This is a genomic window from Halobacterium sp. KA-4, assembly GCF_021028995.1.
Classification (GTDB): Archaea; Halobacteriota; Halobacteria; order Halobacteriales; family Halobacteriaceae; genus Halobacterium.
This window is the reverse complement of sequence record NZ_JAJJZG010000004.1, coordinates 115,047-135,683: the sequence shown is the minus strand read 5'-3', so window position 1 is coordinate 135,683 and position 20,637 is coordinate 115,047. Positions and strand designations below refer to the sequence as shown.

The following is a 20,637-nucleotide window of genomic DNA, read 5'->3' as shown; positions in this document are numbered from 1 at the left end:
CGGGCTAGTTACGCGAACATCGGGTCGTAGGTCTCGGGAAGCTGGGCCTGCATCCGGTCGAGTTCTTCCTCGCCGACGGCGTCCGCGAGCACGTCAGTGACCGCTTCCGCGTGCTCGATTGCGAGTTCGCGCGTGACGTTCTCCTGGTCGGCGACTTCGGCGACGAGTTCGTCGAAATCGTAGTCGAGCGCGCGTGCCGGCTCGTCGGGCACCAGCCACTCCGCGGCGTCCTCCGGGAGGTACTCGGCAACGTCCTCGGCTTCGCCCTTCGAGAGGCGTTCCCCGAGCGTGGCGAGGACGACCTCGCTCGCGCGCCGGGCGTGCGCTCGTGAGAGGTCGCCGTGGTCGGCGACGGCCTCCACGAACGACTCGCTGCCCAGCGCCTCCCCGGGCTCGAACACCTCCTCGTACTCAGGTGGGAGCTGGGAGCGCGCGTCCTCCACTTCCTCAACCCCGACCGTCTCGGAGAGCGCCGCGACGACCGCCTGCGAGCGCGCTTCCGCCTCGTGCTCGGAGACGTCGAGGCGGTCGCCCACACGCGAGACGAACTCCTCGAACGCCGGTGGTTCCGCGCGGCCGCGTTCGGTCTCCCGGAGCACGCGCGCGTACGGCTCGGGCAGCGGCGCCGCGAGGTCCGCCGCCTCGCCGTGCGAGATACCCTCCGAGAGCGTCTTCAGGACGGCTTCCGCGGTGTCTTCGGCTTCCGGTGTCGATACATCCGCTCGCTCGGCGACGATATCGAGGAACCCAGTCATGAGGACTCGTGGCGCTCGTACACCACGGCAGACACGTCGACCAGCAGCCGCTTGAAGGAATTGGCCGATTCGCGCGCTACGCCCGCTCGAAGAACGACTCGTAGGCGACGGGGAGTTGTTCGAGCGCGCGGTCGAGTTCCTCGTCGTCGGCGACCTCTGCGAGCCGACCAAGCACGACGTTGGCGTACTCGTGGGCGGTCGGGTCGTCGACGTCCGCGCGCTCGCCGACCCGCAGCACGAACTCGCTACGCGAGTAGTCGGTCGCTTCCGCCGGATTGTCGACGACAATGGCGTCCTCGACGTCCGCGGGGAGGTAGACCGCGAGGTCTTCGGTTTCGCCCTTCGGGAGGCGTTCCCCGAGCGCGCCCAGCACCGCTTCGCTGGCCTCCTGAGCTTCCGGATCCGAGTCGAGGTCAAGGCGGCGGCGCACGGTCTCGGCGAACGGCTCGCGACGCACTGCCGGTGGCTCAAATAGTTCCTTGTACGCGGGCGGGAGTTGTGCGCGAGCGTTCGCCAGTTCGTCGCCGACGGATTCAGCGATGGCGACGCCGACGGCCTGGGCCTTCTGTGGTGTGGCCGCTCGGTCGAGGTCTGCGCGTTCGGCGACGCGGTCGTAGAACTCGTCCAGCGGTGGGGATTCGGGCTCTTCGGCGTCCGCCGACGCGTCCAGTAGCGTCTCCGAGACGTCCTCGGGGAGGTGTTCGGCGAGGTCGACTGTCTCCCCACGAGAGAGGCTCTCTCCGAGCGTCTCGGCGACCGCGTCGACGGTCGCGTCGACCTCCGCGTCGGTGTCGAACGCGTCGTTCGTGCGGGCCAGCGAGTAGAAGCCTTCCGTGACCATGTGTGGCCCCCCGAGCGGAGACAGGTTGAATCCGACGGCCGAAGTCATGCCCGCTCGTCGCTGTCGAGGGCGTACTTCAAATCCAAGACGGGGCTACCGTCGCCCATGTCCACGCCAGAAACGTCGACCGTTCCCGTCGCTCGGTGCACGTCGAGCACGTCGCAGGTCGTCACACAGACCGGGTTGGGACGTGCCTGCGACCGCGTCGTGAACACGCCCCGGTCGCCGTCGCGGACGCGGAGGACCGAGCGGTCGGCGTCGTCGGCCCACCACACGACGTCTATCGTGTGCCCGGCGTCGAGGCCAGACAGCCCTTCGCGGTACGGCTCGGCGACGTGGACGGTGCCGGTCGCGTCGTCAAGGAATCCCTGACGGGGCGCGTCGGCGGCTTCCGCGAACGGCGTCTCGACGCGACCGATGGGCGCACATTCCATGCTGGCGGCTTCCGCACGCGGCAAGAAAAACGGGCGGGCACGAACCCGCGGCGTGGGAACGTCAGTCCTCGCGGTCGACCGGGGACTCCGCGGGGTTCAGCACCTCGATTTCGTGGCCGTCGGGATCCTTCGTGAACGCATAGTTGTAGTCACAGGACTCGGGGTCGCGATAGTCCTCGGCCTCGCGCTCCATCAGCGTCTCCCAGTCCTCGACGAGGTCGTCCGTGCGCACCGCGAGGTGGCCCCAGGCGTCCCCGAAGTCGTACGTGCGGCCGTCGTAGTTGTACGTGAGTTCGACCGCCATCGCCTCCTCGGCGCTCCCCTCGGGCTTCATGAAGTAGTTCGCGAACGTGTCCGCCTCCCAGCGGCCCGTGTGCTCGTACTTGAACTTCCGCGTCCAGAACCCGAGCTGTTCGTCGGCGTCCTCGACGCGAATCATCGTGTGGTCGAGGCTCCACTTCGCGCCGTGGTCGCGCTCGACGATTTCGACCTCGTGGCCGTCCGGGTCCTTGACGAAGGCGTACGACCCGCCGCAGGAGTCGGGGTCGCGGTAGTCCTCGACGCCCTCGTCCATGAGTTGCTCGTAGGCGTCGTAGACGTCCTCGACGCGCACGGCGATGTGGCCCCACGCGTCGCCGACGTCGTACTCGTCGGTGTCGTGGTTGTACGTGAGTTCCAGAAGCGCACCCTCCTCGTGGACGTTCTCGGGGCCGAGGTAGACGATGTCGAACGTGTCGGCCTCCCAGCGGCCGTATTCGACGTAGTCGAGGTGGGTCTTGTACCAGTCGAGGCTCGCGTCGAGGTCGCCGACGCGCATCATCACGTGGTCGAGTACGAACTCGCTCATGCCCGGGGATTGTCGGGCGCGTCGAAAAGCGTACCGAACGCGGAAACGTCCGCTCCCGTTCAGTCGCCGAGCAAGGCGTCGCCGTACCCCACCCAGACGGCCGCCCACAGACAGAGCGCGCCGACCGGGAGCGCGAGAATCGTCGGCTGGCGGGACAACGAGAGCGCGAGCAAGCCGACGTCGACGCCCGCGAGGAAGAGCAAGCCAGCGGGGATGCGCGAGTCGAGTGAGGAGACGTAGTCGAAGAGTGCCGTGGCGAGCGCTGCCACGTACAGCAGTGTCGCCATCGGCCACGCGGTCAGGCGCGGTGGGACGCTTCCGACGCGGGAGACGTACGTCGGGAGTGAGGTGAACGAGACGGGGTCGAGGTGGAGGAAGCCGAAGGAGAAAACCGGATACCAGCCGCCGTCGAACGTGACGACCACCCACGGGAGCACGCCCGCGAGCACGACCACTGCGAGGCGTCGCTGGGGACTGGCCACGCTACCGCCGCGCGATGACGCGCAGAACGTCCTCGTCTTCGAGCACGTGGTCGCGGCCGACCTGCTGGTCGTCGTGTTGCGCGGACGGCCCCGACACGCGCGCGAACCGGAAGCGCTCGTCGAGCGTACCGCCGAGCTTCTGGAGGGCGTCGTCGACGGTGTCGCCCCGTCGGATGACCAGCGGCTCCTCGTAGTCGACGCCGCGTCCGGGCTTGTCCATGTAGATGCGGATGAGCCCCAGTTCCTCCCACATCTTCTCCTTGAGGGCGTCCAGGCCCTTCTCCTCCACCGCGGAGATGAAGATGGCCTCCTCGGGGTCGATGTCGTGTTCCCGGAGGTTGGCCTTCATCGTCTCCACGTACGAGGGCTCGATGAGGTCGACCTTGTTGACGGCGACCAGCGACGGCATGTAGACGCGGTTGTTCATCACGCCGTCGATGAGTTTGTCCACGGAGGGGTTCCCACGGATGGTGACGTCGGCGTTGATGAATCCGCGCTCGCGGAGAATCTCCTTGACCGTATCGTGGTCGAGTTCGAGGTCGCCAGACGTGTTGACGTCGATGCCGTCCTTGCCCTTTCGGCGCACTGTCACCGATGGGGGCTCTTCGTCGACGCGGATGTTGACGTTGTAGAGTTCCTGGTAGAGTCGCTCGTACTGTTCGATTTCGAACGCAGACAGCATGAAGATGACGAGGTCTGCGGCCCGAATGACCGACAGGATCTCCTTCCCGCCGCCGCGGCCGCCGGCCGCACCCTCGATGAGCCCTGGCACGTCCAGGAGTTGGATGTTTGCGCCGCGGTACTCCAGCATCCCGGGGTTGACGTTGAGCGTCGTGAATTCGTAGGAGCCGACCTCGCTGTCGGCGTTCGTCATCGCGTTGATGAGCGAGGACTTGCCGACCGAGGGGAACCCGACGAGCGCGACTGTGGCGTCGCCGTGCTGTTCGACGGCGTAGCCGCCACCGCCGCTGCCGCCGGACTGCTGTTTCTCCAGTTTCTCCTTCTTCTCGGCGAGCTTCGCCTTCAGGCGGCCGATGTGAGCCTCTGTGGACTTGTTGTACGGCGTCTCCGAGATTTCTTCTTCGAGCTGTTCGATTTCCTCCTCCAGACCCATTACTCTGCAGTAGGCTACTGCCGCCGAAAAGCGCTTTCCCTCCCGCCCGACAGGGATTGTTTTCGACACGTTCATACTTCGTCTCAAGAGAGTGCGGGGTGATGCCTGACCCCTCCAGCCTGCGCGACAGCACGCAGATTGTGCTTCCTGTCTCCACGGTGGAGGGGTACCGCGAGGACATCGACGAGAAGTTTACGGTGAGTTTTCTCGAACACGAGGAGATGGTGCGCATCATCGGTAGCCCTGTCGTCATTAAGAACGTCAGCGAGTATCTCGCTCGGCAGGGCGTGAACGTCCCGTAGCCCGACTCGGCGACGCCGCCAGCGCCTCCGGAGAAAGAAAGGGTTAAAGCCGCGGCGACGGTTCGTTCGGGTATGGCTGAGACGATAGAAGTGCTCGTGGCAGGCGGCCAGGCCGACCCCGGCCCACCGCTCGGTCCCGAGCTCGGACCGACACCCGTCGACGTGCAGGCTGTTGTACAGGAAATCAACGAACAGACCGCCGCCTTCGACGGTACGGAGGTTCCGGTCACCATCGAGTACGAGGAAGATGGTTCGTTCAGCATCGAGGTCGGTGTCCCGCCGACGGCCGCCCTCATCAAGGACGAGGCTGGCTTTGAGACCGGTTCCGGCGAACCCAACGAGGAGTTCGTCGCGGATCTCTCCATCGAGCAGCTGAAGACTATCGCCGAGCAGAAGAAGCCCGACCTGCTGGCGTACGACACGCGTAACGCCGCCAAGGAAGTCGCGGGTACCTGTGCTTCCATGGGCGTCACCATCGAGGGCGAGGACGCGCGGACGTTCAACGAGCGCGTCGCGTCCGGCGAGTACGACGAGGTCCTCGGCGCAGAAGAAGCAGCGGCGTAACGCAGCAGTTTCAGTTCCTTTCGTGCGTCCGTATTTTCCGGCTCTATAGCCGTGAGACCGTCTCTTGGCGCTCGTCGCGGGAAGCGTGGTTCGACGGTTTTAAGGGCGCGATGCCCTTCTCTCGAAGCGAGACAGGCTTCGCCTGTTTCACTGACCCGTAGGAGATCCGACCTTCACAGGGTCAACGCACTACGGAGGTGAAAGATGGCAGACAACGATATTGAAGAGGCCGTAGCTCGCGCACTCGAGGAGGCCCCAGAGCGGAATTTCCGTGAGACGGTGGACCTCGCGATCAACCTGCGCGACCTCGACCTTAACGACCCGTCGAATCGTGTCGACGAGGGCGTCGTGCTGCCGTCGGGCACCGGACAGGAGACACAGATTGTGGTTTTCGCAGAGGGCGAAACCGCAGTTCGAGCCGAGGAAGTCGCGGACGAGGTCTACGGTGGCGACGAAGTCGCCGATCTCGCCGACGACACCGACGCCGCGAAGGACCTCGCTGACGCGACGGACTTCTTCGTGGCCGAAGCATCCATGATGCAGGACATCGCGGGTGCGCTCGGTCAAGTGCTCGGTCCGCGCGGCAAGATGCCGACGCCGCTCCAGCCCGACGACGACGTCGTCGAGACAGTCAACCGAATGAAAAACACCGTGCAGCTTCGCAGCCGCGACCGTCGCACGTTCCACACGCGCGTCGGCGCGGAGGACATGTCCGCCGAAAACATCGCGGACAACATCGACGTCATTCTGCGCCGCCTGCACGCGGACCTCGAAAAGGGCCCGCTCAACATCGACGCAGTCTACGTGAAGACCACGATGGGGCCCGCCGTGGAGGTGGCTTAGATGTCCGCAGAAGAACGCACGACCGAAACTGTCCCCGAGTGGAAGCGCGAAGAAGTCGACGAGCTCGTCGACCTGCTCGAGAAGTACGACAGCGTCGGTGTCGTGAGCGTCACCGGCATCCCGAGCAAGCAGCTCCAGGACATGCGCCGCGGCCTGCACGGCAGCGCCGCGCTCCGCATGAGCCGGAACACGCTCCTCGTTCGTGCGCTCGAAGAGGTCGACGACGGCCTCGAAGACCTCACCCAGTACATCTCGGGTGAGGTCGGCCTCGTCGCCACGAACGACAACCCGTTCGGGCTGTTCCAGCAGCTCGAAGAGTCGAAGACGCCCGCGCCCACCAACGCTGGCGAGGTCGCGCCCAACGACATCGTTATTCCCGAGGGCGACACCGGTATCGACCCGGGTCCGTTCGTCGGCGAACTCCAGCAGATTGGCGCGAACGCGCGCATCCAGGAAGGCTCCATCAAGGTCACGGAGGACTCCGTCGTCGTCGAGGAAGGCGAGACGGTCTCCACGGACGTCGCGAACGTCCTGACCGAGCTTGGCATCGAGCCGAAGGAAGTCGGCCTGGACCTCCGCGGCGTCTACTCCGAGGGCGTCCTGTTCACGCCGGACGAACTCGAAATCGACGTCGAGGAGTACCGCGCGGACATCCAGTCCGCAGCCGCGTCCGCACGGAACCTCTCCGTGAACGCGGAGTACCCGACGACGCAGACCGCTCCGACACTCATCCGGAAAGCCCAGGGCGAGGCAAAGAGCCTCGGCCTGCAGGCGTCCATCGAGAGCCCGGACCTCGCGGACGACCTCGTCAGCAAGGCGGACGCACAGGTTCGCGCACTCGCCTCGCAGATTGACGACGAGGAGGCGCTCCCCGAGGAGCTCCAGGACGTCGAGGCCCCCGCCGCCGCGGCGGAGCCGGAAGCCGAAGCGGAGAGCGAAGACGAACAGAGCGACGAACAAGAACCTGAATCCGAGGCAGACGCCGACGACTCCGACGACGACGAAGACGGAGGCGACGGCGCCGAAGGCCTCGGGGAGATGTTCGGTTAACAATGGAGTACGTTTACGCAGCACTCATCCTGAACGAATCTGGCGAAGAGATCAACGAAGACAACATCACCGGCGTCCTCGAGGCCGCCGGCGTCGACGTCGAGGAATCCCGCGTCAAGGCGCTCGTCGCGGCCCTCGAAGACGTCGATATCGAGGAAGCCGTCGCCGAGGCGGCTGCCGCTCCTGCTGCGCCCGCCGCGGGCGCGGCTGGCGGTGAGGAAGCCGAGGAAGCGGAAGAAGCCGAAGCCGAGGAAGAGGCCGAGGCTGAGGAAGAAGAGGAAGCCGCCGAAGAAGAGGAAGAAGAGGCCAGCGGCGAAGGTCTCGGCGACCTCTTCGGTTAATCCGGTTCCACGATCATCCGTTTTCTTTCGCGCACAGTACGGACAGCCAGTGGCTTGCCACGCACACGGAAGTCCTTGGCAGCGACGCGTCGCTTGAACTGCGAGCGCGGGACCGACTCGCTGGAATAGACTTCGTCGCCGGGCGACCACTCATCGCTCCGAGTGCATCAGCGGTGGCGCTGGTTGCGGCTTGTCCGGGCGCGACACTCGTCCTGATAGCCCTGTGCGCGCCGTTGGCGCTATTCGAGTTTCGGCGCGAACACGACCAGCGCCTCGGCATCCTCGACGGCGTGTGGCGAGACGTCTTGCGCGCCGTCGAAGCGGACGGCGTCCCCGGCATTGAGGTCGTAGGTCTCGTCGCCGAGCCCGAGATCAAGCGCGCCTGAGAGCACGTAGAGGACGACCATCGAGTCAGGGTGCTTGTGAGCGGGGACTGACTCGCCGGCGTCGAGGTGGAGGCGGACCGTCCGTGGGTCCCGTATCTCGAACACCTCGGCGTGGGGCGTCTCCGTTAGCCCGTCAACGTCCGTGACTTCGACGGCGTTGGCCGTGGATTCGTTGGACACGCGTGTCTCTCATCGCGGTGGCTACCTGGGTACTCGCCCGAACATGTTCGCAAAACGAGGGGCAGGTGGAGTGGAACGTTACTCGGCTTCGACAGTTGCGCCGGGTGCGTTGCGCTTCACGCTATCGATGGCGTCGTGAGCGTTGGTTCGCGAACTGTAGCCTTCGCCGCCGTCGGCGATGATGTTGCCGTTGCGGTGGCGGAGCCGCCAGCGCCACTCACCGCCGGCGTCCTCGTACACCTCGAACGCTGCGAAGCCGACGTCGAGCGCGTCGGCATCGGGCGCGTACTCGCGGACGCGCTCGACGGCGTCCTCAGCCTCGCCGCGGCGGGTGTAGCCTTCACCGCTGTCGGCGACGATGTTTCCGTTCTCCGCGCGGAGCCGCCAGCGGTACTCGCCGGCGTCGTCCTCGTAGACGTCGAAGTCGGCGTCGGCGACGCGGTCCTGCAGCCGGTCGACCGCGCGGCGGGCGTCGCGACGACGGGAGTAGCCCTCGCCGCTGTCCGCGAGGATGTTCCCGTTCTTGTGGACGAGCCGCCAGCGCCACTCGCCGGCGACGTCGCGGTAGATTTCGAACGACGTCGGGTCGAACGTGAGGTACTCGGCGGGGCCGGCGTTGTTCTGGACGCCGTCGATGGCGCGCTCGGCGTCGCGGCGGCGCGTGTAGCCCTCGCCGCTGTCGGCGATGACATTGCCGTTGTCGTGAACGAGCCGCCACCGGTATTCGCCGCCCTCGTCCTCGAACACCTCGAAAGTCGCCTGACTCTGTTCGGCTTCGTCGGGCAGCATTGGGAGGTCGTCGAGGTCCGATTCGTCCTCGATTGCTTCGACTTCATCGGCGTGAATCGACGCCGCGCCGAGCGCGTTCCGGCGGACGCTCTGCATGCCCTTCTGGGCGTTGTGCTTGGCCGTGTAGCCTTCGCCGCCGTCGGCGATGACGTTGCCGTTGCGGTGGCGGAGCCGCCAGCGGAACTCACCGGCCTTGTCCTCGAAGAGTTCGAACTGTGCCTGACTGGTGCGAATGGACTCGATTTCGCTTTCGAGTTCGTCGCGGGCGCGTTCGGCGGCTTCGAGCTCGCTTTCGACTTCCTTGACGCGGCGCTCGCTCTCCTCGCTGCGCTCTCGTGCGGCCGCGGTTTCCTCGGTTGTTCGCGTGGACGTGAGCAGCGGCACGAGCACGCCGCCCGCGCCGATGATTGCGACGCCGACGACGTAGAGCGCGATGACGCCTTGGTGGCCGGTCGCGACCTGCCACTGATTCGGGAAGACGACGAGGAACCATGCGATGGCGGCTGCGCACAGCAGGACGCCGAGGTAGACGGCTATCGTTGCGGCTCGTCGGAGCGGGAGCCGGATGATGGGGCCGGCGATGAGCAGCGCGAACCCGGCCGCGCCGAGTGCGATGCTGTACTCGCGGAGCGAGCCGGCGGACTCGCTCGGCAGGAACAGCAGGATGCCGAGGATGCCGAGCAGGAGCCCGGCGACGAATACGAGGTAGCCGTACACCTCGTCGGCAGTCTGGGCTCGTCCGATCTGTCGTTCGTAGAAGCCCGTCACGCCATCACTGCTGTCTGTGGCTGACATGTACGATAATACACAGACTAACTATAAAAACATCCGTGATAGTGAGAACCACCCACAGATGGGTGCGGTGGCGACGGCTATTCTCGCGGTACTGCTACGTTCCGCACTCGTTCGCCGCACTCCGGGCAGTCCACGAGGTGTGACTCTCGCTCGAAGCGGCTGAGACAGCCGGTACACTCGTAGCGGCTAGTCGACGGCGGCGTGTACGAATCCATTCGAACCATGTGCATAGGTACCAACCCAACCACTTGTAAGAGTGACCATAATACTGGTTTAGGGGAACTATATTGCTAGTAGTTCGGTCGCACAGGAGTTTTATTGGACGTATATCCAGTTTATACGGATAGAAAGAGATGGTGGGGTGATTATAGTCGTTGCTGGGCGGCGTACTCGAACGCACGTAACACTTCGAGCGCGTGAGCCGGAAAACGAGGGAGTTATCGCGTTAGTGTTCGAGGCCGGCCAGCAGCGTCTCGACGCGCTCCTGCTCGCCGTCAAGGTCTTGGGGATAGATGGCGACCGCGACGACGTAGTCGCCGTCGTGTTTGACCCTCGTAACGTGAACGTAGACGTCCACGGACTGCCCGCTAATCTCGGCGGTGCCCTCGAACTTCGTAACCTCCGTGGACTCATTGAGCACGGTCATTTCACTGGCATTGATGGCCTGCCCGACGGAGAGACCATCGTACTGCTGTTGGGCGAGTTCGGCGAGTTCGCGATCCGAGTAGTCTTTGATCGGGTTGAACGACTGGCCAAGCACGCTCACCTCGGGGCTGGAGAACGCGCCGAAGACTGCGGCGCGCTGCTCGCCGAGGACGGGCACGTCAACGGTGCGTTCGTACATCGCTATCCAGTTGGTGACGGTGACATTCCGCGACTGGCCCGCCACGGAGTACTCTCGGGTGACTTCCGATTCGTTCACGCGGGCCTCCTCGTACCCTGTCTCTTGGAGGGCGTTCTCGGAAACGGTGGCCTTCGACGCCGAGACTTCCACGCCGTCCCCGCCAAGGATGCCGAGACAGCCGCTGGTCGCGATTAGTGCAGCAAGCGCTACGGCGACCGCCGTTCGTCGGTGCATGGAGAACAGAACCCGGCCGGCAGGAATAAGCTTGGTGGCTTTCGTGTCAATCCGGCAACTTCGATCCGATGGGGAGTTAGAGTCGGTAGGTCGAACCCTCGTCGGTGTCCTCAACGGTGACGCCGAGCGATTCAAGGCGGTCACGAAGTTCATCGGCACGCTCATAATTGCCTTCTTCACGGGCTTCTTCTCGGATATCCAAGACAAGGTCGACGATGTCGCCAGCGAGTTCGACCTCGCCACCGTCAACGGTCACGAATTGGAAGCCGAGTACGTCCCCACCCAACTCCTCGAACGTCTCAATGGCGTCAACGAGCCCGCGGTAGTCGTAGCGCTCGGTCGCGTCGACGTACCGATGAACGGCAGACGCGAGTTCCAGCAACGCGCTCACCGCCGCACGCGTGTTGAAGTCGTCGTTCATCGCCGCTTCGAACTCTTCGCGGGCTTGCGTGACCGCATCACGGAGGTCCTCGGCCTCGACTTTCGCGTACGCATCCGGGCTGTCGGTGGCGTCGGTCGCGCGCTCGTACGCCCGTTCGAGGCGCTCCCAGCGCTGCTGGGCCTCCTGAATCGTCTCCTCGGAGTACGTCTGGCGCTGCGTGTACGACGTGGACACGAGGAACATCCGGACGACGTTCGGGCCGAACTCTTCGATGGCGTTCTTCGTTGTGAAGAAGTTCCCGAGACTGGAACTCATCTTCTCGCCCTCGGTTTCGAGGAGGCGGACGTGCAGCCAGTACTTCGCGAACGGCTCGCCGGCTGCGGCCTCGCTCTGTGCGACCTCATTCTCGTGGTGGGGAAACACGAGATCCTGCCCGCCGACGTGGATGTCGATGTGGTCGTCGAGGTGGGTCATGCTCATCGCCGAGCATTCGATGTGCCAGCCCGGCCGGCCCTCGCTCCACGGCGACTCCCACGTCTGGCCCGCGGGTTCCTCCAGGGGCGGCAGGTCGTCGCTCCGGTGTTCGTTGGCATCCTCGGGAGCGACCGCACCTGCCTTCCAGAGCGCGAAGTCCGCGGGGTGGCGCTTCTCGGACTGCTCGGACTCGGGGCCTTGTGCTTCCATCTCCTCGACCTGCTGGCCGGAGAGTTTCCCGTAGTCCTCGAAGGCGGTAACGTCGAAGTAGACGGAGCCGTCGGCCTCGTAGGCGTACCCCTCCTCGATAAGCGTCTCCACGAGATCGATGATTTCGGGGACGTGCTCGGAGACTCGCGGGTACACTTCCGCGCGCTGGAGGTTGAGGTCGCGCATGTCCTCGATGACGGAGTCGATGTAGTGGCGTGCAACCGATTGTTCGGTGGTACCGAGGTCATCCTCGCCGGTGCGCGCGACGATCTTTTCGTTGACGTCCGTGAAGTTCTGGACGTGGCGGACGTCGTAGCCGACGTGTGAGAGCCACCGCGCCATCACGTCCGACTGCACCCAGAGGCGAGCGTGCCCAAGGTGGGCGTCGTCGGAGACCGTGAGCCCACAGGTGTACACGAGAGCTTGCTCGGGGTTGTGGGGCTCGAACGCCTCCTGCTCGCCGGAGAGGGTGTTCGACACGTAGAGAGTCATACAGCGGTACGTACGCGCGCCGGCGTTTCAAAGCGTCGGAACTGACGGCGTCTGTCGTGGTTAGGCCGGTACCGTGTCGAGCGCGTCCTCGATGACGCGCAACGCGTCCGCGCCGTCCCGCCGCTCGACGACCACCGCGAGCGTGTCCTCGGCGACGCCCGCGGCCACCGGGTCGATGTCCACGACGTGGAGGCGCTCAAGCGCTGCCGCAAGCGTCCGCGTGTCTACCCTGCCGCTCACAAGCAGCGCGGTCAAATCACCTTCGCCGGGTTCGAACCCACAGCCCGCGACGAACAGGAGGCCGTCGTCGCTGGGGCCAAGCCCGGACTGCATCGAAACGCGTGCGTCCCGCGAGTCGGTGTCAAATCCTGGGAGGTCCTCGCTGTACCGCCGAATCGCCGCTGCGACTGCGTCCTCGTCGCCGTCGACGTCGAGGAAGCGTGCGGCCGCCGCGTGGTTTACGACGCCCGCGCGAAGCGCTCGCCGCAGGAACGGATGCTCGTCGACTGCCGCACGTGTCACCGCCGCCTGAGTCATATCTCAGGTTCGTCGCCGTGGAGGCATAAGTCTCAGCGCCTGCGAGCACTCCGCCATTTTAAACCCCCGTGGTGAGTACGACGCGCCGTGAGCGAGGACAGCGACCCGACGTCGGTGCTCTCGTTGCTTGACGACGAGCACGCCCGCACCATCCTCGCAGCGGCGAGCACGGAACCCATGTCCGCGAGCCAACTGAGCGAGGCCTGTGACGCGTCAACCGCGACAGTGTATCGGCGAATTGACGATCTGACCGACCACGAACTGCTCGAAGAATCCATCAACGTTCGGTCGGACGGCAACCACCACCGCGTCTACCGTGCGACGTTCCGCCGGTTCACGCTCGCACTCGACGACGGCGAGTTCACCACCGAGGTTGAGTGTGAGTCCGAGGACGTTGCCGACCGCTTCACGAGAATGTGGGAGGGACTGTAATGAATGCACTCTACGTCGTTAATGTCGCCGCGTCGTTCGCCGCGACCGCCGTCGGGCTATTCATCGGCTACCACGCCTACCGGGGGTTCCGCCGCCACCAGAGCGTGCCGATGCAGTATCTCTCAGCGGGGCTGGTCCTCTTAACGGCGGTAACGTACACCGCGACGTTCGTTGGCTCCGCGATGCTCCGGTACGGCGTCCTCGACGCGACCTTCGAAGCGCCGTTCCGGCTGGTGGTTCGGATGCTCCAGCTCGCGGGCTTGCTCTGTATCGCGTATTCGCTGTATCGGCGGCCGTCGTAGCTACTTGCAGGCGACGGAGTCGGCGACCGTCAACAGTGACTCCTCGTCGAGGCCGGTCGCGACCACGGTGTATCGGGCGTCGCCGCATGACCACGACACGAACTTGCTCCGTGGTGTCGTTATGTACTGGCCGTCGTGGCCCGCGACGGTGACGTGCTTTCCGGATCTAAATCCTAGTGTCGCGTTCGGCCCGGATATTGTCTTGGTGACGATGAGTCGCTGGTCGTCGGCCGTGATATACTGGAGAGCGGCTTGTGTCAGGTTCCCGTTGAGGTACCGCGCCTCCTCGAACTCGTACGCCGTGGGGACGTCGGGGTCGGGGATTGAGAAGTCGACGTGGTTGCGGAGCGTGCTCGGAGAGTCGAACGTCCGAGTAGAGACGTTCAGCGTCTCCACCGTCGCGTTCTCGGGGACGTCGAAGTCGTAGGCGTCCGTGGAAAGGTCGGCGTTGAAGGTGACGTTCTCCAGGTGCGACGTTGCCTCGATAGTGCGGTTCTGGTAATCGAGGCGGTAGCTGGTCCTCAACGGGTAGTAGTACTCGCTGTCCAGCCACAGCGTCTGGTTTGCGGTCAGCGCCGCTTCCGTGACCGCGGTCAACTCGAACCCGTGCGCGGTCCGCCCGGCGACGCCCTGCGTTCCGATGTACTCGACTTCGAAGCCCTCGATGGCGTTTTCGGGGATCGGCGGCCCGGTCCGGGTCGTGGGGACAACCGGAAGCGGCGAGACGCCGTCCGATGGTTTGGCTACGTCGTCGCTGCGCGCGGACGCGACGATTCGTTCGAGGTACGCGGATTGGTTTCTGGTCGCCCCGCCTGACCGTGGGACGTGCGTCACGGTGTTCTCGTCGGTGTCGTACAGCAGTGACTCGGATTTGTTGACGACCATCACGTCGCCCGCACGGGATTCGGGCGCGAGGGTTCGCTGGTACCGGCGGGGTGGGTTGCCCGTGAAGTCGACGCGGACGAGCGCACGGGTCTCGTTGGTGGTGTTCCCGGAGTCGACGGTGGTCACCCGGGTCGCTTCAAGGGTGTCGAGGGAGTCGTAGCGCTGGGCGACGTCGACGTCCGGCGGCGTCGCCGTGTCGTCCGCGAGGACGTCAAGGCCGGTGCAGCCGCTCGTGACGAGGAGGGCAGCGACCGCGACCGCCAGCAGTGTCTGTCGCCCCATCGATAGGACGTGATTCTCGCACAAAAGGATAAAAGGGGCGAATTTGTCCGCTACTCGCGTCGTTGGCCGCCGGTTGCGAAGCCACTAAGGACGCATCTCCCCAACGAAAGAGCATGCAAGCGCTGGTCATCGTCGGCCACGGTTCACACCTCAACCCGGGTTCGTCGGATCCGGCGTTCACACACGCGGACACAATCCGCGCGTCGGGCGCCTTCGACGAGGTCCGGGAGGCGTTCTGGAAGGAAGAGCCGTCGTTCCGCGAAGTACTGCGCACGCTCGAATCCGAGGAGGTGTTCGTCGTTCCGCTGTTCATCTCCGAGGGCTACTTCACGGAGCAAGTCATCCCCCGGGAACTCCGCCTCAACGAGTGGGACCCCGAAGACTGGGACTCGGACGGCACGGACGCCGACCACGTCACCGTACAAGCCAAGGACGTCGACAAGACCGTCCACTACTGCGGGCCGGTCGGCACCCACGACTCGATGAGCGACGTCATCGTCGAGCGCGCGAAGTCCATCACCGACGATCCCGACGTCGGCGAGGGCTTCGGGCTCGCGGTCGTCGGCCACGGCACCGAGCGCAACGAGAACTCCGCGAAAGCCATCCATTACCACGCCGACCGCATCCACGACACCGGCCGCTTCGAGGAAGTGAAGGCCGTATTCATGGACGAGGACCCGGAGGTCGACGACGTCACGGAGTTCTTCGACGCGGAGGACATCGTCGTCGTCCCGCTGTTCGTCGCCGACGGCTTCCACACCCAGGAGGACATCCCCGAAGACATGGGCCTCACCGACGACTACCGCACGGGCTACGACGTCCCGACGGAAGTCGACGGCCACCGCATCTGGTACTCGGGCGCCGTGGGAACTGAGCCGCTGGTCGCAGACGTGATCCTTGAGCGCGCCGACGACGCGGGCGCCGACCTCGCCGACGCCATCGAGCGCGTGCGCCAGCAGATCGAGAGTGACAGCGCCACGAGCGCGGGAGACTGATGTCCGCAGCCGACACCATCGACGACGTCGAAGCGGCGCTCGTCGAGCACGCCGCCGACGGCATCGACTTCGACGGCCTCGTCGTCGAACCCGCGAACGGTGGCTATCGCTGGGAGACGCCCGGCGAACAGCTCACGGTCAGCGAAGACCTGCTCCGGGAGCGCGCCGGCGACCCGTACGCCACTAACTGGTACTACTGGGAGCACGTTGTCGAGGGCCACGATACGCCCCGACGCGCGTTCCTGCGATGGCTCGAAGGCGCCGACGACATCGACGTTCCCGAGCGCTACGACGAACTCCGCGGCGGCCACACGAGCTCGTGGGGCGAACTCGCGGTCACCGCCGTTCTCAGCGAGGGCGGGCAGCGCCGCTACGAGGTCCGCCACGAGGACGACCTGGGTGAGGATGTCGACGCCTACACGGACCCGCTAGAAGCCCGCCACCTCGTGAAACACGACGACGAGGGACGCTACCGCCCGCTCTCGACGGCCCCGTCGCTCCCGCACGGCTGGGCGTTCGTCGACTTAGATGGTTCCGACCTTGTGCAGACGGTCGACTACGTCTATCCCGCGACGGTGTCGAACTGGCACCGCGAGCGCGAGGGCGAACTCGACGTCGACCACTGGAGCGAGGTCGCGGGCCGCCAGTCCGGCATCTACAGCATCGTCGAACAACTCGACGACGAAGCCCTCGAATGGGCGGCAGAAGCCTGCTGCGTGGACTCGCAGTGCGTGAAGCGCCGCGAGTGGGACAAAAGCGAGGATGAAGAACTCGACGTGCCTCGTGGCGACGGCGAGTTCCCGTGCCGGGAGCCGTGTTCGCTGTTCATCGCCGCAGCGCGAAAATTCACGACGCTCGAACGCGAGGACACACGGGAGTACACGTTCGAGTTGACGCCCGCGGAGAAAGAACAACTCGAGGATATCGTGGACGCGGTCGCGGACGGCCGCGTCGACGAGATTCGGGAAGCCGACGTCAACGAGGGCGCGAACCGCTACCGCGCCCGGTTCCTGCGCGCCAAGCGCATGGACGAACACGGGCTCTCGGGGACGCCGACGTACCCCGAGGACCACGAATAGTTCTCACGTCGCCAGCACGTAGGCGGCGACCCCGATGCCGCCCAACAGCGCGAGCACGCCGATGAGCATCGCGACCGAGTCCGAAATCGAGAGGGTGAGCGCCGCGGCGATCACGACGACGGCAGCCGCGGCGGCCGTCGGGAGCGCAACGTCCGCCAGCGCCACGGATTCCTCGTCGCGAGCGGGCTCGGACTTCTCGGAGAGCGACTCGTCGACGGCGACGTCCGGGCCGCCGTCCTTTCGCTTGTCGGTGACGGTGACGTTCACGCGCGCCTGCTCTGCGCCGTACCCGATGGACAGTTCGACGTAGCCCTTCGCCGGCGGGTGGTCAGGCGGGATCGCGATTTCGACGCCGCGGGTCTCGCCCTCGTCAACGTAGACCTGTGTGGCCGCGATGTCCGCGACCGCGTCGAGCGCGTCGTCCAAGTGGAGGTGGACGTGGACGGGGCCGCCGTGGTTCTCGAAGACGAGAACGAACGACCGGTCCGTCTCCAACGACGCCGCTTCCGGCTGCAGGTCGCGTGGGTGGTCGCGGTTGAGGTGAACGGACAGCCGTTCGGGCACGCACGATGGATTGTCGCGCGGTAAGAAAAAGGTTCCCGACGGTTACGCGGGGGCTTCTTCGCGCATGTCCGGCGGCAGGAGGTTCGGGATGCCGTCCTCGATGGGGTAGGTTTCGCCACACTCCGTGCAGGTGAGTGTCCCCGAGAGGATTTCGTCGTCCTCGCGCTCCTCGACGTCGAGGTCGAGGTCGTGTTTGTCCAGCGGGCAGCAGATGATGTCCACGAGGTCTTCTTTCATGCGCGAACCGACGAGGGCGCGGACAAAAAGCGTGCGGGTTCCGCGAGTGCGGGGCGAATCGGCGAGAAGCCTGAAGTTGTGTCCGCGAGTCGTCCCTCCCGGAGTCGCCATGCGACAGAAGCCATTCACCAACATCGAGGACGTGCTCGAACGGATGGGCGAACAGCTCGAACAGACGCGGCTGTCGGTGGGTGGCGAAATCGCCACCGCCGCCGTGGACGTCGGTGAGTGGGACGGCGAGTTCGTCGTGGAAGCCGACCTCCCCGGCTACGAGCGCGAGGACATCGACGTCCGCGTCACGGACAACACCCTCCACATCGACGCCGAACACAAGGCCGAACGCGAGGAGCGCGAGGAACTCTCCTACCTCCGGAAGGAGCGAGTGAAGACGGACGTCTCCCGGACGATTACGCTCCCGGAGGAAATCAACGAAGACGAGGTTTCGGCGACATACGAGAACGGCGTGCTGACCGTCGTCCTCCCGAAACACGAATCCGAGGAAGGCGAAGCAGGCGGCCACCGCGTCGAGATCCAGTAGGCGGCCGGTTCGCTGTCCACGTTTTTCGAGCGCGTACTCCTACAAATCCGAAAAAAGCGCGGCCGTCCGAGTTACGCGCGCGGCGACTGTGCTTCGAGAATGTCCCCGACGGCGTCGAACTCCTCCTCAAGCGTGTAGAGGATGTCGTCCAGAGAGACGAGGCCGACTAGTTCCTCGTCGTCGTCCACGAGCGGCGCGCGCCGCACGCCCTCGTCGGCGAGCGCCTGGGCCGCCTGGTAGACGCCCGCGTCCGCGTCGATGGTCATCACGTCCCGAGTCATGATTTCGTCGACGTGCTCGTACCCGAGTTCGGGGTCGTCGCCGAGCTCTGTGGCGATTTGGCGGTCCGTGACTATGCCGATGGGCAGCGACTCCTCCTCGACGACGACGCTGCCGACGTGCTCGTCGGCCATCGTCTCCGCGACGTCCGTGACACTGTCCGTTCGTGCGGCCGTTACAACCTCCGTGGCGGCGATGTCTCGGATTGGCATTCGCACTCTCCCCACGCGGGGGTACCAGCGCACTCAGAAAAAACGCGATGGCCGCGAACCTCGTTACTGCTCGAAGGGGTTCTGCTGGACGACCGTCTCCTCGCGGCCGGGGCCGACGCCGAGCGCGTAGGCCGCGGTGTCGAGTTCGTACTCGACGTACTCGACGTACTTCTGTGCTTGCTCGGGGAGCGCGTCGTAGCCTTCGGCGGCGACCGCTTCGGGGTCGAACTCCGGCCAGCCGTCGAAGCTCCGGAAGACGGGCTCACAGTCGCCCCAGCGCTCGGTCGTCGCGGGCATCGAGTAGATGGTGTCGCCGTCCAGTTCGTAGGCGTGCCCGACCTTCACCTCGTCGAGGCCAGCGAGCACGTCGAGGTGGTTGATGGCGAGACCGGTGAACCCGTTGGCGCGCGCGGCGTGGCGAAGCATCGGGAGGTCGAGCCAGCCGACGCGGCGCGGACGGCCAGTGACGGTGCCGTACTCGCCGCCTTCTTCGCGGATGTACTCCGCGAGATCCTCGTCGTCACCGGTGAGTTCGGTCGGGAGTGGGCCGGTGCCGACGCGGGAGAGGTAGGCTTTCACGACGCCGACGACTTCACCCTTGCCGACGGTGGTCGGGCCGAGGCCGGTGCCGGTAGCGGCGTAGCCTGCGGTCGGATTTGAGGACGTGACGTAGGGGTAGACGCCGTGGTCGATGTCGAGGCTGGTTCCCTGCGCGCCCTCCAGCATTACGCTGTCGCCGTCGTCGATACGGTCGGCGAGGTAGTCGCCGGCGTTGACGTCCATTCCTTCGTTCTGGATGCGTTCGCCGAACGCACGGTACTGCTCGAACAGCGCTTCGACGTCGAACTCCTCGCCGGCGTCGCCGCCGTAGACGTCTTCGTAGAGCGCGCGCTTCTGTGGGACGGCGTACTCCAGTCGGTCGCGGAGGACTTCGGGGTCAAGGAGGTCGCCGATGCGGACGCCGCGGCGGCCGGCCTTATCCTCGTATGTCGGGCCGATGCCGCGGCCCGTGGTTCCGGCGTCGAGATCCGAGTCGGACTTGACGTCCTCCTCGATGCCGTCGAGCACGCGGTGGTATGGCAGGATGACGTGGGCGCGGCGGGCGACCCGGACGTCGGGGTCGAGGCCGCGCTCGCGGAGTGCGTCGATTTCGTCGAACAGCGTCTCGGGGTTGACGACGCAGCCGTTTCCGAGGACGCCGGTCTTCCCGCGGACAGCCCCGGAGGGGACCAGCGAGAGTTTGTACTCGTCGCCGCCGACGACGACGGTGTGGCCGGCGTTATCTCCGCCCTGATATCGGACGACGACGTCGGCCGCGTCGCCGAACAGGTCGACGACGCCGCCTTTGCCTTCGTCGCCGAGTTGCGACCCGACGATGGTGACGGTCATACCCGTGCGTTCCACCAGCGTCGTCAAACCGGTTACGGTCTCGCCGCCGTAAGTAGGCACGTGTGTGCATATCGTGGTGAGATAGTGGTCAAGATGTTGGACGAACGGGCAGAATAGGGGCGCTGTCGGCGCTGGGCGCAAGCGTTAACTGTTGCCAATCGCAAGCGAATACTGTCACTTTCTCGCCGGAGACCTACGACAACCTTTAAACCCCCGCCAAGACAAGTTAACAAATGCCATGATAGACCGGCTTGAGAAGGAAGTCGATATGCTGGAGCGCCATCTGCAGGTTCTCCGCATGGTCATCGAGAACGAACCCATCGGTATCGTGAAGATGTCCAACGAGACCGGCTACCCACACCACAAGGTCCGGTACTCGCTGCGCGTGCTCGAAGAGGAGAACCTCATCGAGCCGTCCTCGCAGGGAGCTATCACGACCGAGCGCACCAGCGAGTTCGTCGACGAACTCGACGGCAAAGTCGACGGCCTCGTCGACAAGATGGAAGCAATGAAAATCGACGCTGCCGCGGAAGCCGAATAACGCCGT

At 65.3% G+C, this 20,637-nt stretch carries 28 protein-coding genes; 11 read left to right on the top strand and 17 right to left on the bottom strand.

Going from position 1 to position 20,637, the window contains the following annotated elements:
- Positions 1–8 precede the first annotated feature (8 nt).
- The 6 genes from LPA44_RS06120 to LPA44_RS06095 all read right to left on the bottom strand — a co-directional run bounded on the left by LPA44_RS06120 (position 9) and on the right by LPA44_RS06095 (position 4,473).
- Positions 9–755, bottom strand: a complete 747-nt coding sequence (locus tag LPA44_RS06120; RefSeq protein WP_230888705.1) for a DUF2267 domain-containing protein — start codon at positions 753–755, stop codon at positions 9–11.
- A gap of 76 nt (positions 756–831) precedes the next feature.
- Positions 832–1,596 (bottom strand): DUF2267 domain-containing protein, encoded by a 765-nt coding sequence (locus tag LPA44_RS06115; RefSeq protein ID WP_230888704.1) that lies wholly within the window; start codon positions 1,594–1,596, stop codon positions 832–834.
- A gap of 44 nt (positions 1,597–1,640) precedes the next feature.
- Positions 1,641–2,030: a tRNA (N6-threonylcarbamoyladenosine(37)-N6)-methyltransferase TrmO gene (gene tsaA / locus LPA44_RS06110; RefSeq protein ID WP_230888703.1), complete on the bottom strand. Its 390-nt coding sequence runs from the start codon at positions 2,028–2,030 to the stop codon at positions 1,641–1,643.
- A 61-nt stretch (positions 2,031–2,091) separates the two neighbouring features.
- Positions 2,092–2,877, bottom strand: a complete 786-nt coding sequence (locus tag LPA44_RS06105) for a VOC family protein (protein WP_230888702.1) — start codon at positions 2,875–2,877, stop codon at positions 2,092–2,094.
- Between the two features lie 59 nt (positions 2,878–2,936).
- Positions 2,937–3,359, bottom strand: coding sequence for a TIGR04206 family protein (locus LPA44_RS06100; protein WP_230888701.1), 423 nt, complete (start codon positions 3,357–3,359; stop codon positions 2,937–2,939).
- A 1-nt stretch (position 3,360) separates the two neighbouring features.
- Positions 3,361–4,473, bottom strand: a complete 1,113-nt coding sequence (locus LPA44_RS06095; RefSeq protein ID WP_230888700.1) for an OBG GTPase family GTP-binding protein — start codon at positions 4,471–4,473, stop codon at positions 3,361–3,363.
- Between the two features lie 101 nt (positions 4,474–4,574).
- Between LPA44_RS06095 and LPA44_RS06090 the strand changes: the two genes are divergently transcribed.
- The 5 genes from LPA44_RS06090 (at position 4,575) to rpl12p (ending at position 7,573) form a co-directional block, all read left to right on the top strand.
- A complete protein-coding gene (locus tag LPA44_RS06090) occupies positions 4,575–4,775 on the top strand; it encodes a VNG_1110C family protein (RefSeq protein ID WP_230888699.1) in 201 nt (66 codons plus the stop codon).
- A gap of 72 nt (positions 4,776–4,847) precedes the next feature.
- The gene (locus LPA44_RS06085; protein WP_230888698.1) at positions 4,848–5,339 is read left to right on the top strand and encodes a 50S ribosomal protein L11; all 492 of its coding nucleotides are present in this window, start codon (positions 4,848–4,850) and stop codon (positions 5,337–5,339) included.
- A gap of 204 nt (positions 5,340–5,543) precedes the next feature.
- A complete protein-coding gene (locus LPA44_RS06080; protein WP_230888697.1) occupies positions 5,544–6,182 on the top strand; it encodes a 50S ribosomal protein L1 in 639 nt (212 codons plus the stop codon).
- A complete protein-coding gene (locus tag LPA44_RS06075; RefSeq protein WP_230888696.1) occupies positions 6,183–7,232 on the top strand; it encodes a 50S ribosomal protein L10 in 1,050 nt (349 codons plus the stop codon).
- Between the two features lie 2 nt (positions 7,233–7,234).
- Entirely contained in the window at positions 7,235–7,573 is a 339-nt protein-coding gene (gene rpl12p, locus LPA44_RS06070) for a 50S ribosomal protein P1 (protein WP_230888695.1), read from the top strand.
- A gap of 239 nt (positions 7,574–7,812) precedes the next feature.
- Here rpl12p and LPA44_RS06065 read toward each other — a convergent pair whose 3' ends face one another.
- The 6 genes from LPA44_RS06065 to LPA44_RS06040 all read right to left on the bottom strand — a co-directional run bounded on the left by LPA44_RS06065 (position 7,813) and on the right by LPA44_RS06040 (position 12,896).
- Entirely contained in the window at positions 7,813–8,139 is a 327-nt protein-coding gene (locus LPA44_RS06065; protein WP_230888694.1) for a cupin domain-containing protein, read from the bottom strand.
- A gap of 78 nt (positions 8,140–8,217) precedes the next feature.
- Positions 8,218–9,723, bottom strand: coding sequence for an HVO_2922 family protein (locus LPA44_RS06060; RefSeq protein WP_230888693.1), 1,506 nt, complete (start codon positions 9,721–9,723; stop codon positions 8,218–8,220).
- A gap of 77 nt (positions 9,724–9,800) precedes the next feature.
- Positions 9,801–9,938 carry a rubrerythrin-like domain-containing protein gene (locus LPA44_RS06055; RefSeq protein WP_230888773.1) on the bottom strand — a complete coding sequence of 46 codons (138 nt, stop codon included), beginning with the start codon at positions 9,936–9,938 and terminating at the stop codon, positions 9,801–9,803.
- Between the two features lie 230 nt (positions 9,939–10,168).
- A complete protein-coding gene (locus LPA44_RS06050; protein WP_230888692.1) occupies positions 10,169–10,801 on the bottom strand; it encodes a DUF6517 family protein in 633 nt (210 codons plus the stop codon).
- A 76-nt stretch (positions 10,802–10,877) separates the two neighbouring features.
- Entirely contained in the window at positions 10,878–12,359 is a 1,482-nt protein-coding gene (gene cysS, locus LPA44_RS06045; protein WP_230888691.1) for a cysteine--tRNA ligase, read from the bottom strand.
- Between the two features lie 60 nt (positions 12,360–12,419).
- The gene (locus LPA44_RS06040; RefSeq protein ID WP_230888690.1) at positions 12,420–12,896 is read right to left on the bottom strand and encodes a DUF7523 family protein; all 477 of its coding nucleotides are present in this window, start codon (positions 12,894–12,896) and stop codon (positions 12,420–12,422) included.
- 87 nt (positions 12,897–12,983) lie between these two features.
- Here LPA44_RS06040 and LPA44_RS06035 point away from each other — a divergent pair, with 87 nt between their 5' ends.
- Both LPA44_RS06035 and LPA44_RS06030 read left to right on the top strand, forming a co-directional pair.
- Positions 12,984–13,328 carry an ArsR/SmtB family transcription factor gene (locus LPA44_RS06035; protein ID WP_230888689.1) on the top strand — a complete coding sequence of 115 codons (345 nt, stop codon included), beginning with the start codon at positions 12,984–12,986 and terminating at the stop codon, positions 13,326–13,328.
- The gene (locus LPA44_RS06030; RefSeq protein ID WP_230888688.1) at positions 13,328–13,630 is read left to right on the top strand and encodes a DUF7521 family protein; all 303 of its coding nucleotides are present in this window, start codon (positions 13,328–13,330) and stop codon (positions 13,628–13,630) included. Before LPA44_RS06035 ends, LPA44_RS06030 begins: the two co-directional genes overlap by 1 nt.
- Here the strand turns inward: LPA44_RS06030 and LPA44_RS06025 are convergent, their stop codons facing one another.
- On the bottom strand, positions 13,631–14,797 hold the full coding sequence (locus LPA44_RS06025; protein WP_230888687.1) for a LolA family protein: 1,167 nt from the start codon (positions 14,795–14,797) through the stop codon (positions 13,631–13,633).
- A gap of 113 nt (positions 14,798–14,910) precedes the next feature.
- On the opposite strand from LPA44_RS06025, the gene LPA44_RS06020 reads away from it, so the two are divergent.
- Positions 14,911–15,792 carry a CbiX/SirB N-terminal domain-containing protein gene (locus tag LPA44_RS06020; RefSeq protein ID WP_230888686.1) on the top strand — a complete coding sequence of 294 codons (882 nt, stop codon included), beginning with the start codon at positions 14,911–14,913 and terminating at the stop codon, positions 15,790–15,792.
- Positions 15,792–16,871: a DR2241 family protein gene (locus LPA44_RS06015; RefSeq protein ID WP_230888685.1), complete on the top strand. Its 1,080-nt coding sequence runs from the start codon at positions 15,792–15,794 to the stop codon at positions 16,869–16,871. The genes LPA44_RS06020 and LPA44_RS06015 overlap by 1 nt, the downstream gene beginning before the upstream one ends.
- A gap of 3 nt (positions 16,872–16,874) precedes the next feature.
- Here the strand turns inward: LPA44_RS06015 and LPA44_RS06010 are convergent, their stop codons facing one another.
- Positions 16,875–17,435 carry a DUF7524 family protein gene (locus LPA44_RS06010; protein ID WP_230888684.1) on the bottom strand — a complete coding sequence of 187 codons (561 nt, stop codon included), beginning with the start codon at positions 17,433–17,435 and terminating at the stop codon, positions 16,875–16,877.
- Between the two features lie 42 nt (positions 17,436–17,477).
- Positions 17,478–17,672, bottom strand: a complete 195-nt coding sequence (locus LPA44_RS06005) for a methytransferase partner Trm112 (protein WP_230888683.1) — start codon at positions 17,670–17,672, stop codon at positions 17,478–17,480.
- A gap of 109 nt (positions 17,673–17,781) precedes the next feature.
- Here LPA44_RS06005 and LPA44_RS06000 point away from each other — a divergent pair, with 109 nt between their 5' ends.
- Positions 17,782–18,210 carry an Hsp20/alpha crystallin family protein gene (locus LPA44_RS06000; protein WP_230888682.1) on the top strand — a complete coding sequence of 143 codons (429 nt, stop codon included), beginning with the start codon at positions 17,782–17,784 and terminating at the stop codon, positions 18,208–18,210.
- 71 nt (positions 18,211–18,281) lie between these two features.
- On the opposite strand, the gene LPA44_RS05995 is transcribed toward LPA44_RS06000, so the two are convergent.
- Positions 18,282–18,701 carry a CBS domain-containing protein gene (locus LPA44_RS05995; protein WP_230888681.1) on the bottom strand — a complete coding sequence of 140 codons (420 nt, stop codon included), beginning with the start codon at positions 18,699–18,701 and terminating at the stop codon, positions 18,282–18,284.
- Between the two features lie 63 nt (positions 18,702–18,764).
- The gene (locus LPA44_RS05990) at positions 18,765–20,090 is read right to left on the bottom strand and encodes an adenylosuccinate synthase (RefSeq protein WP_230888680.1); all 1,326 of its coding nucleotides are present in this window, start codon (positions 20,088–20,090) and stop codon (positions 18,765–18,767) included.
- Positions 20,091–20,328: 238 nt separating this feature from the next.
- Here LPA44_RS05990 and LPA44_RS05985 point away from each other — a divergent pair, with 238 nt between their 5' ends.
- Positions 20,329–20,631 (top strand): hypothetical protein, encoded by a 303-nt coding sequence (locus LPA44_RS05985; protein WP_230888679.1) that lies wholly within the window; start codon positions 20,329–20,331, stop codon positions 20,629–20,631.
- The last annotated feature ends 6 nt before the right edge of the window (positions 20,632–20,637 follow it).

Bases quoted from the DNA above. Each gene is read 5' to 3' on its own strand.
- LPA44_RS06120 (WP_230888705.1), bottom strand. From the start codon at position 755: ATGACTGGGTTCCTCGATATCGTCGCCGAGCGAGCGGATGTATCGACA.
- LPA44_RS06115 (WP_230888704.1), bottom strand. From the start codon at position 1,596: ATGGTCACGGAAGGCTTCTACTCGCTGGCCCGCACGAACGACGCGTTC.
- tsaA (WP_230888703.1), bottom strand. From the start codon at position 2,030: ATGGAATGTGCGCCCATCGGTCGCGTCGAGACGCCGTTCGCGGAAGCC.
- LPA44_RS06105 (WP_230888702.1), bottom strand. From the start codon at position 2,877: ATGAGCGAGTTCGTACTCGACCACGTGATGATGCGCGTCGGCGACCTC.
- LPA44_RS06095 (WP_230888700.1), bottom strand. From the start codon at position 4,473: ATGGGTCTGGAGGAGGAAATCGAACAGCTCGAAGAAGAAATCTCGGAG.
- LPA44_RS06090 (WP_230888699.1), top strand. From the start codon at position 4,575: ATGCCTGACCCCTCCAGCCTGCGCGACAGCACGCAGATTGTGCTTCCT.
- LPA44_RS06085 (WP_230888698.1), top strand. From the start codon at position 4,848: ATGGCTGAGACGATAGAAGTGCTCGTGGCAGGCGGCCAGGCCGACCCC.
- LPA44_RS06080 (WP_230888697.1), top strand. From the start codon at position 5,544: ATGGCAGACAACGATATTGAAGAGGCCGTAGCTCGCGCACTCGAGGAG.
- LPA44_RS06075 (WP_230888696.1), top strand. From the start codon at position 6,183: ATGTCCGCAGAAGAACGCACGACCGAAACTGTCCCCGAGTGGAAGCGC.
- rpl12p (WP_230888695.1), top strand. From the start codon at position 7,235: ATGGAGTACGTTTACGCAGCACTCATCCTGAACGAATCTGGCGAAGAG.
- LPA44_RS06060 (WP_230888693.1), bottom strand. From the start codon at position 9,723: ATGTCAGCCACAGACAGCAGTGATGGCGTGACGGGCTTCTACGAACGA.
- LPA44_RS06055 (WP_230888773.1), bottom strand. From the start codon at position 9,938: ATGGATTCGTACACGCCGCCGTCGACTAGCCGCTACGAGTGTACCGGC.
- LPA44_RS06050 (WP_230888692.1), bottom strand. From the start codon at position 10,801: ATGCACCGACGAACGGCGGTCGCCGTAGCGCTTGCTGCACTAATCGCG.
- cysS (WP_230888691.1), bottom strand. From the start codon at position 12,359: ATGACTCTCTACGTGTCGAACACCCTCTCCGGCGAGCAGGAGGCGTTC.
- LPA44_RS06040 (WP_230888690.1), bottom strand. From the start codon at position 12,896: ATGACTCAGGCGGCGGTGACACGTGCGGCAGTCGACGAGCATCCGTTC.
- LPA44_RS06030 (WP_230888688.1), top strand. From the start codon at position 13,328: ATGAATGCACTCTACGTCGTTAATGTCGCCGCGTCGTTCGCCGCGACC.
- LPA44_RS06025 (WP_230888687.1), bottom strand. From the start codon at position 14,797: ATGGGGCGACAGACACTGCTGGCGGTCGCGGTCGCTGCCCTCCTCGTC.
- LPA44_RS06020 (WP_230888686.1), top strand. From the start codon at position 14,911: ATGCAAGCGCTGGTCATCGTCGGCCACGGTTCACACCTCAACCCGGGT.
- LPA44_RS06015 (WP_230888685.1), top strand. From the start codon at position 15,792: ATGTCCGCAGCCGACACCATCGACGACGTCGAAGCGGCGCTCGTCGAG.
- LPA44_RS06005 (WP_230888683.1), bottom strand. From the start codon at position 17,672: ATGAAAGAAGACCTCGTGGACATCATCTGCTGCCCGCTGGACAAACAC.
- LPA44_RS06000 (WP_230888682.1), top strand. From the start codon at position 17,782: ATGCGACAGAAGCCATTCACCAACATCGAGGACGTGCTCGAACGGATG.
- LPA44_RS05995 (WP_230888681.1), bottom strand. From the start codon at position 18,701: ATGCCAATCCGAGACATCGCCGCCACGGAGGTTGTAACGGCCGCACGA.
- LPA44_RS05990 (WP_230888680.1), bottom strand. From the start codon at position 20,090: ATGACCGTCACCATCGTCGGGTCGCAACTCGGCGACGAAGGCAAAGGC.
- LPA44_RS05985 (WP_230888679.1), top strand. From the start codon at position 20,329: ATGATAGACCGGCTTGAGAAGGAAGTCGATATGCTGGAGCGCCATCTG.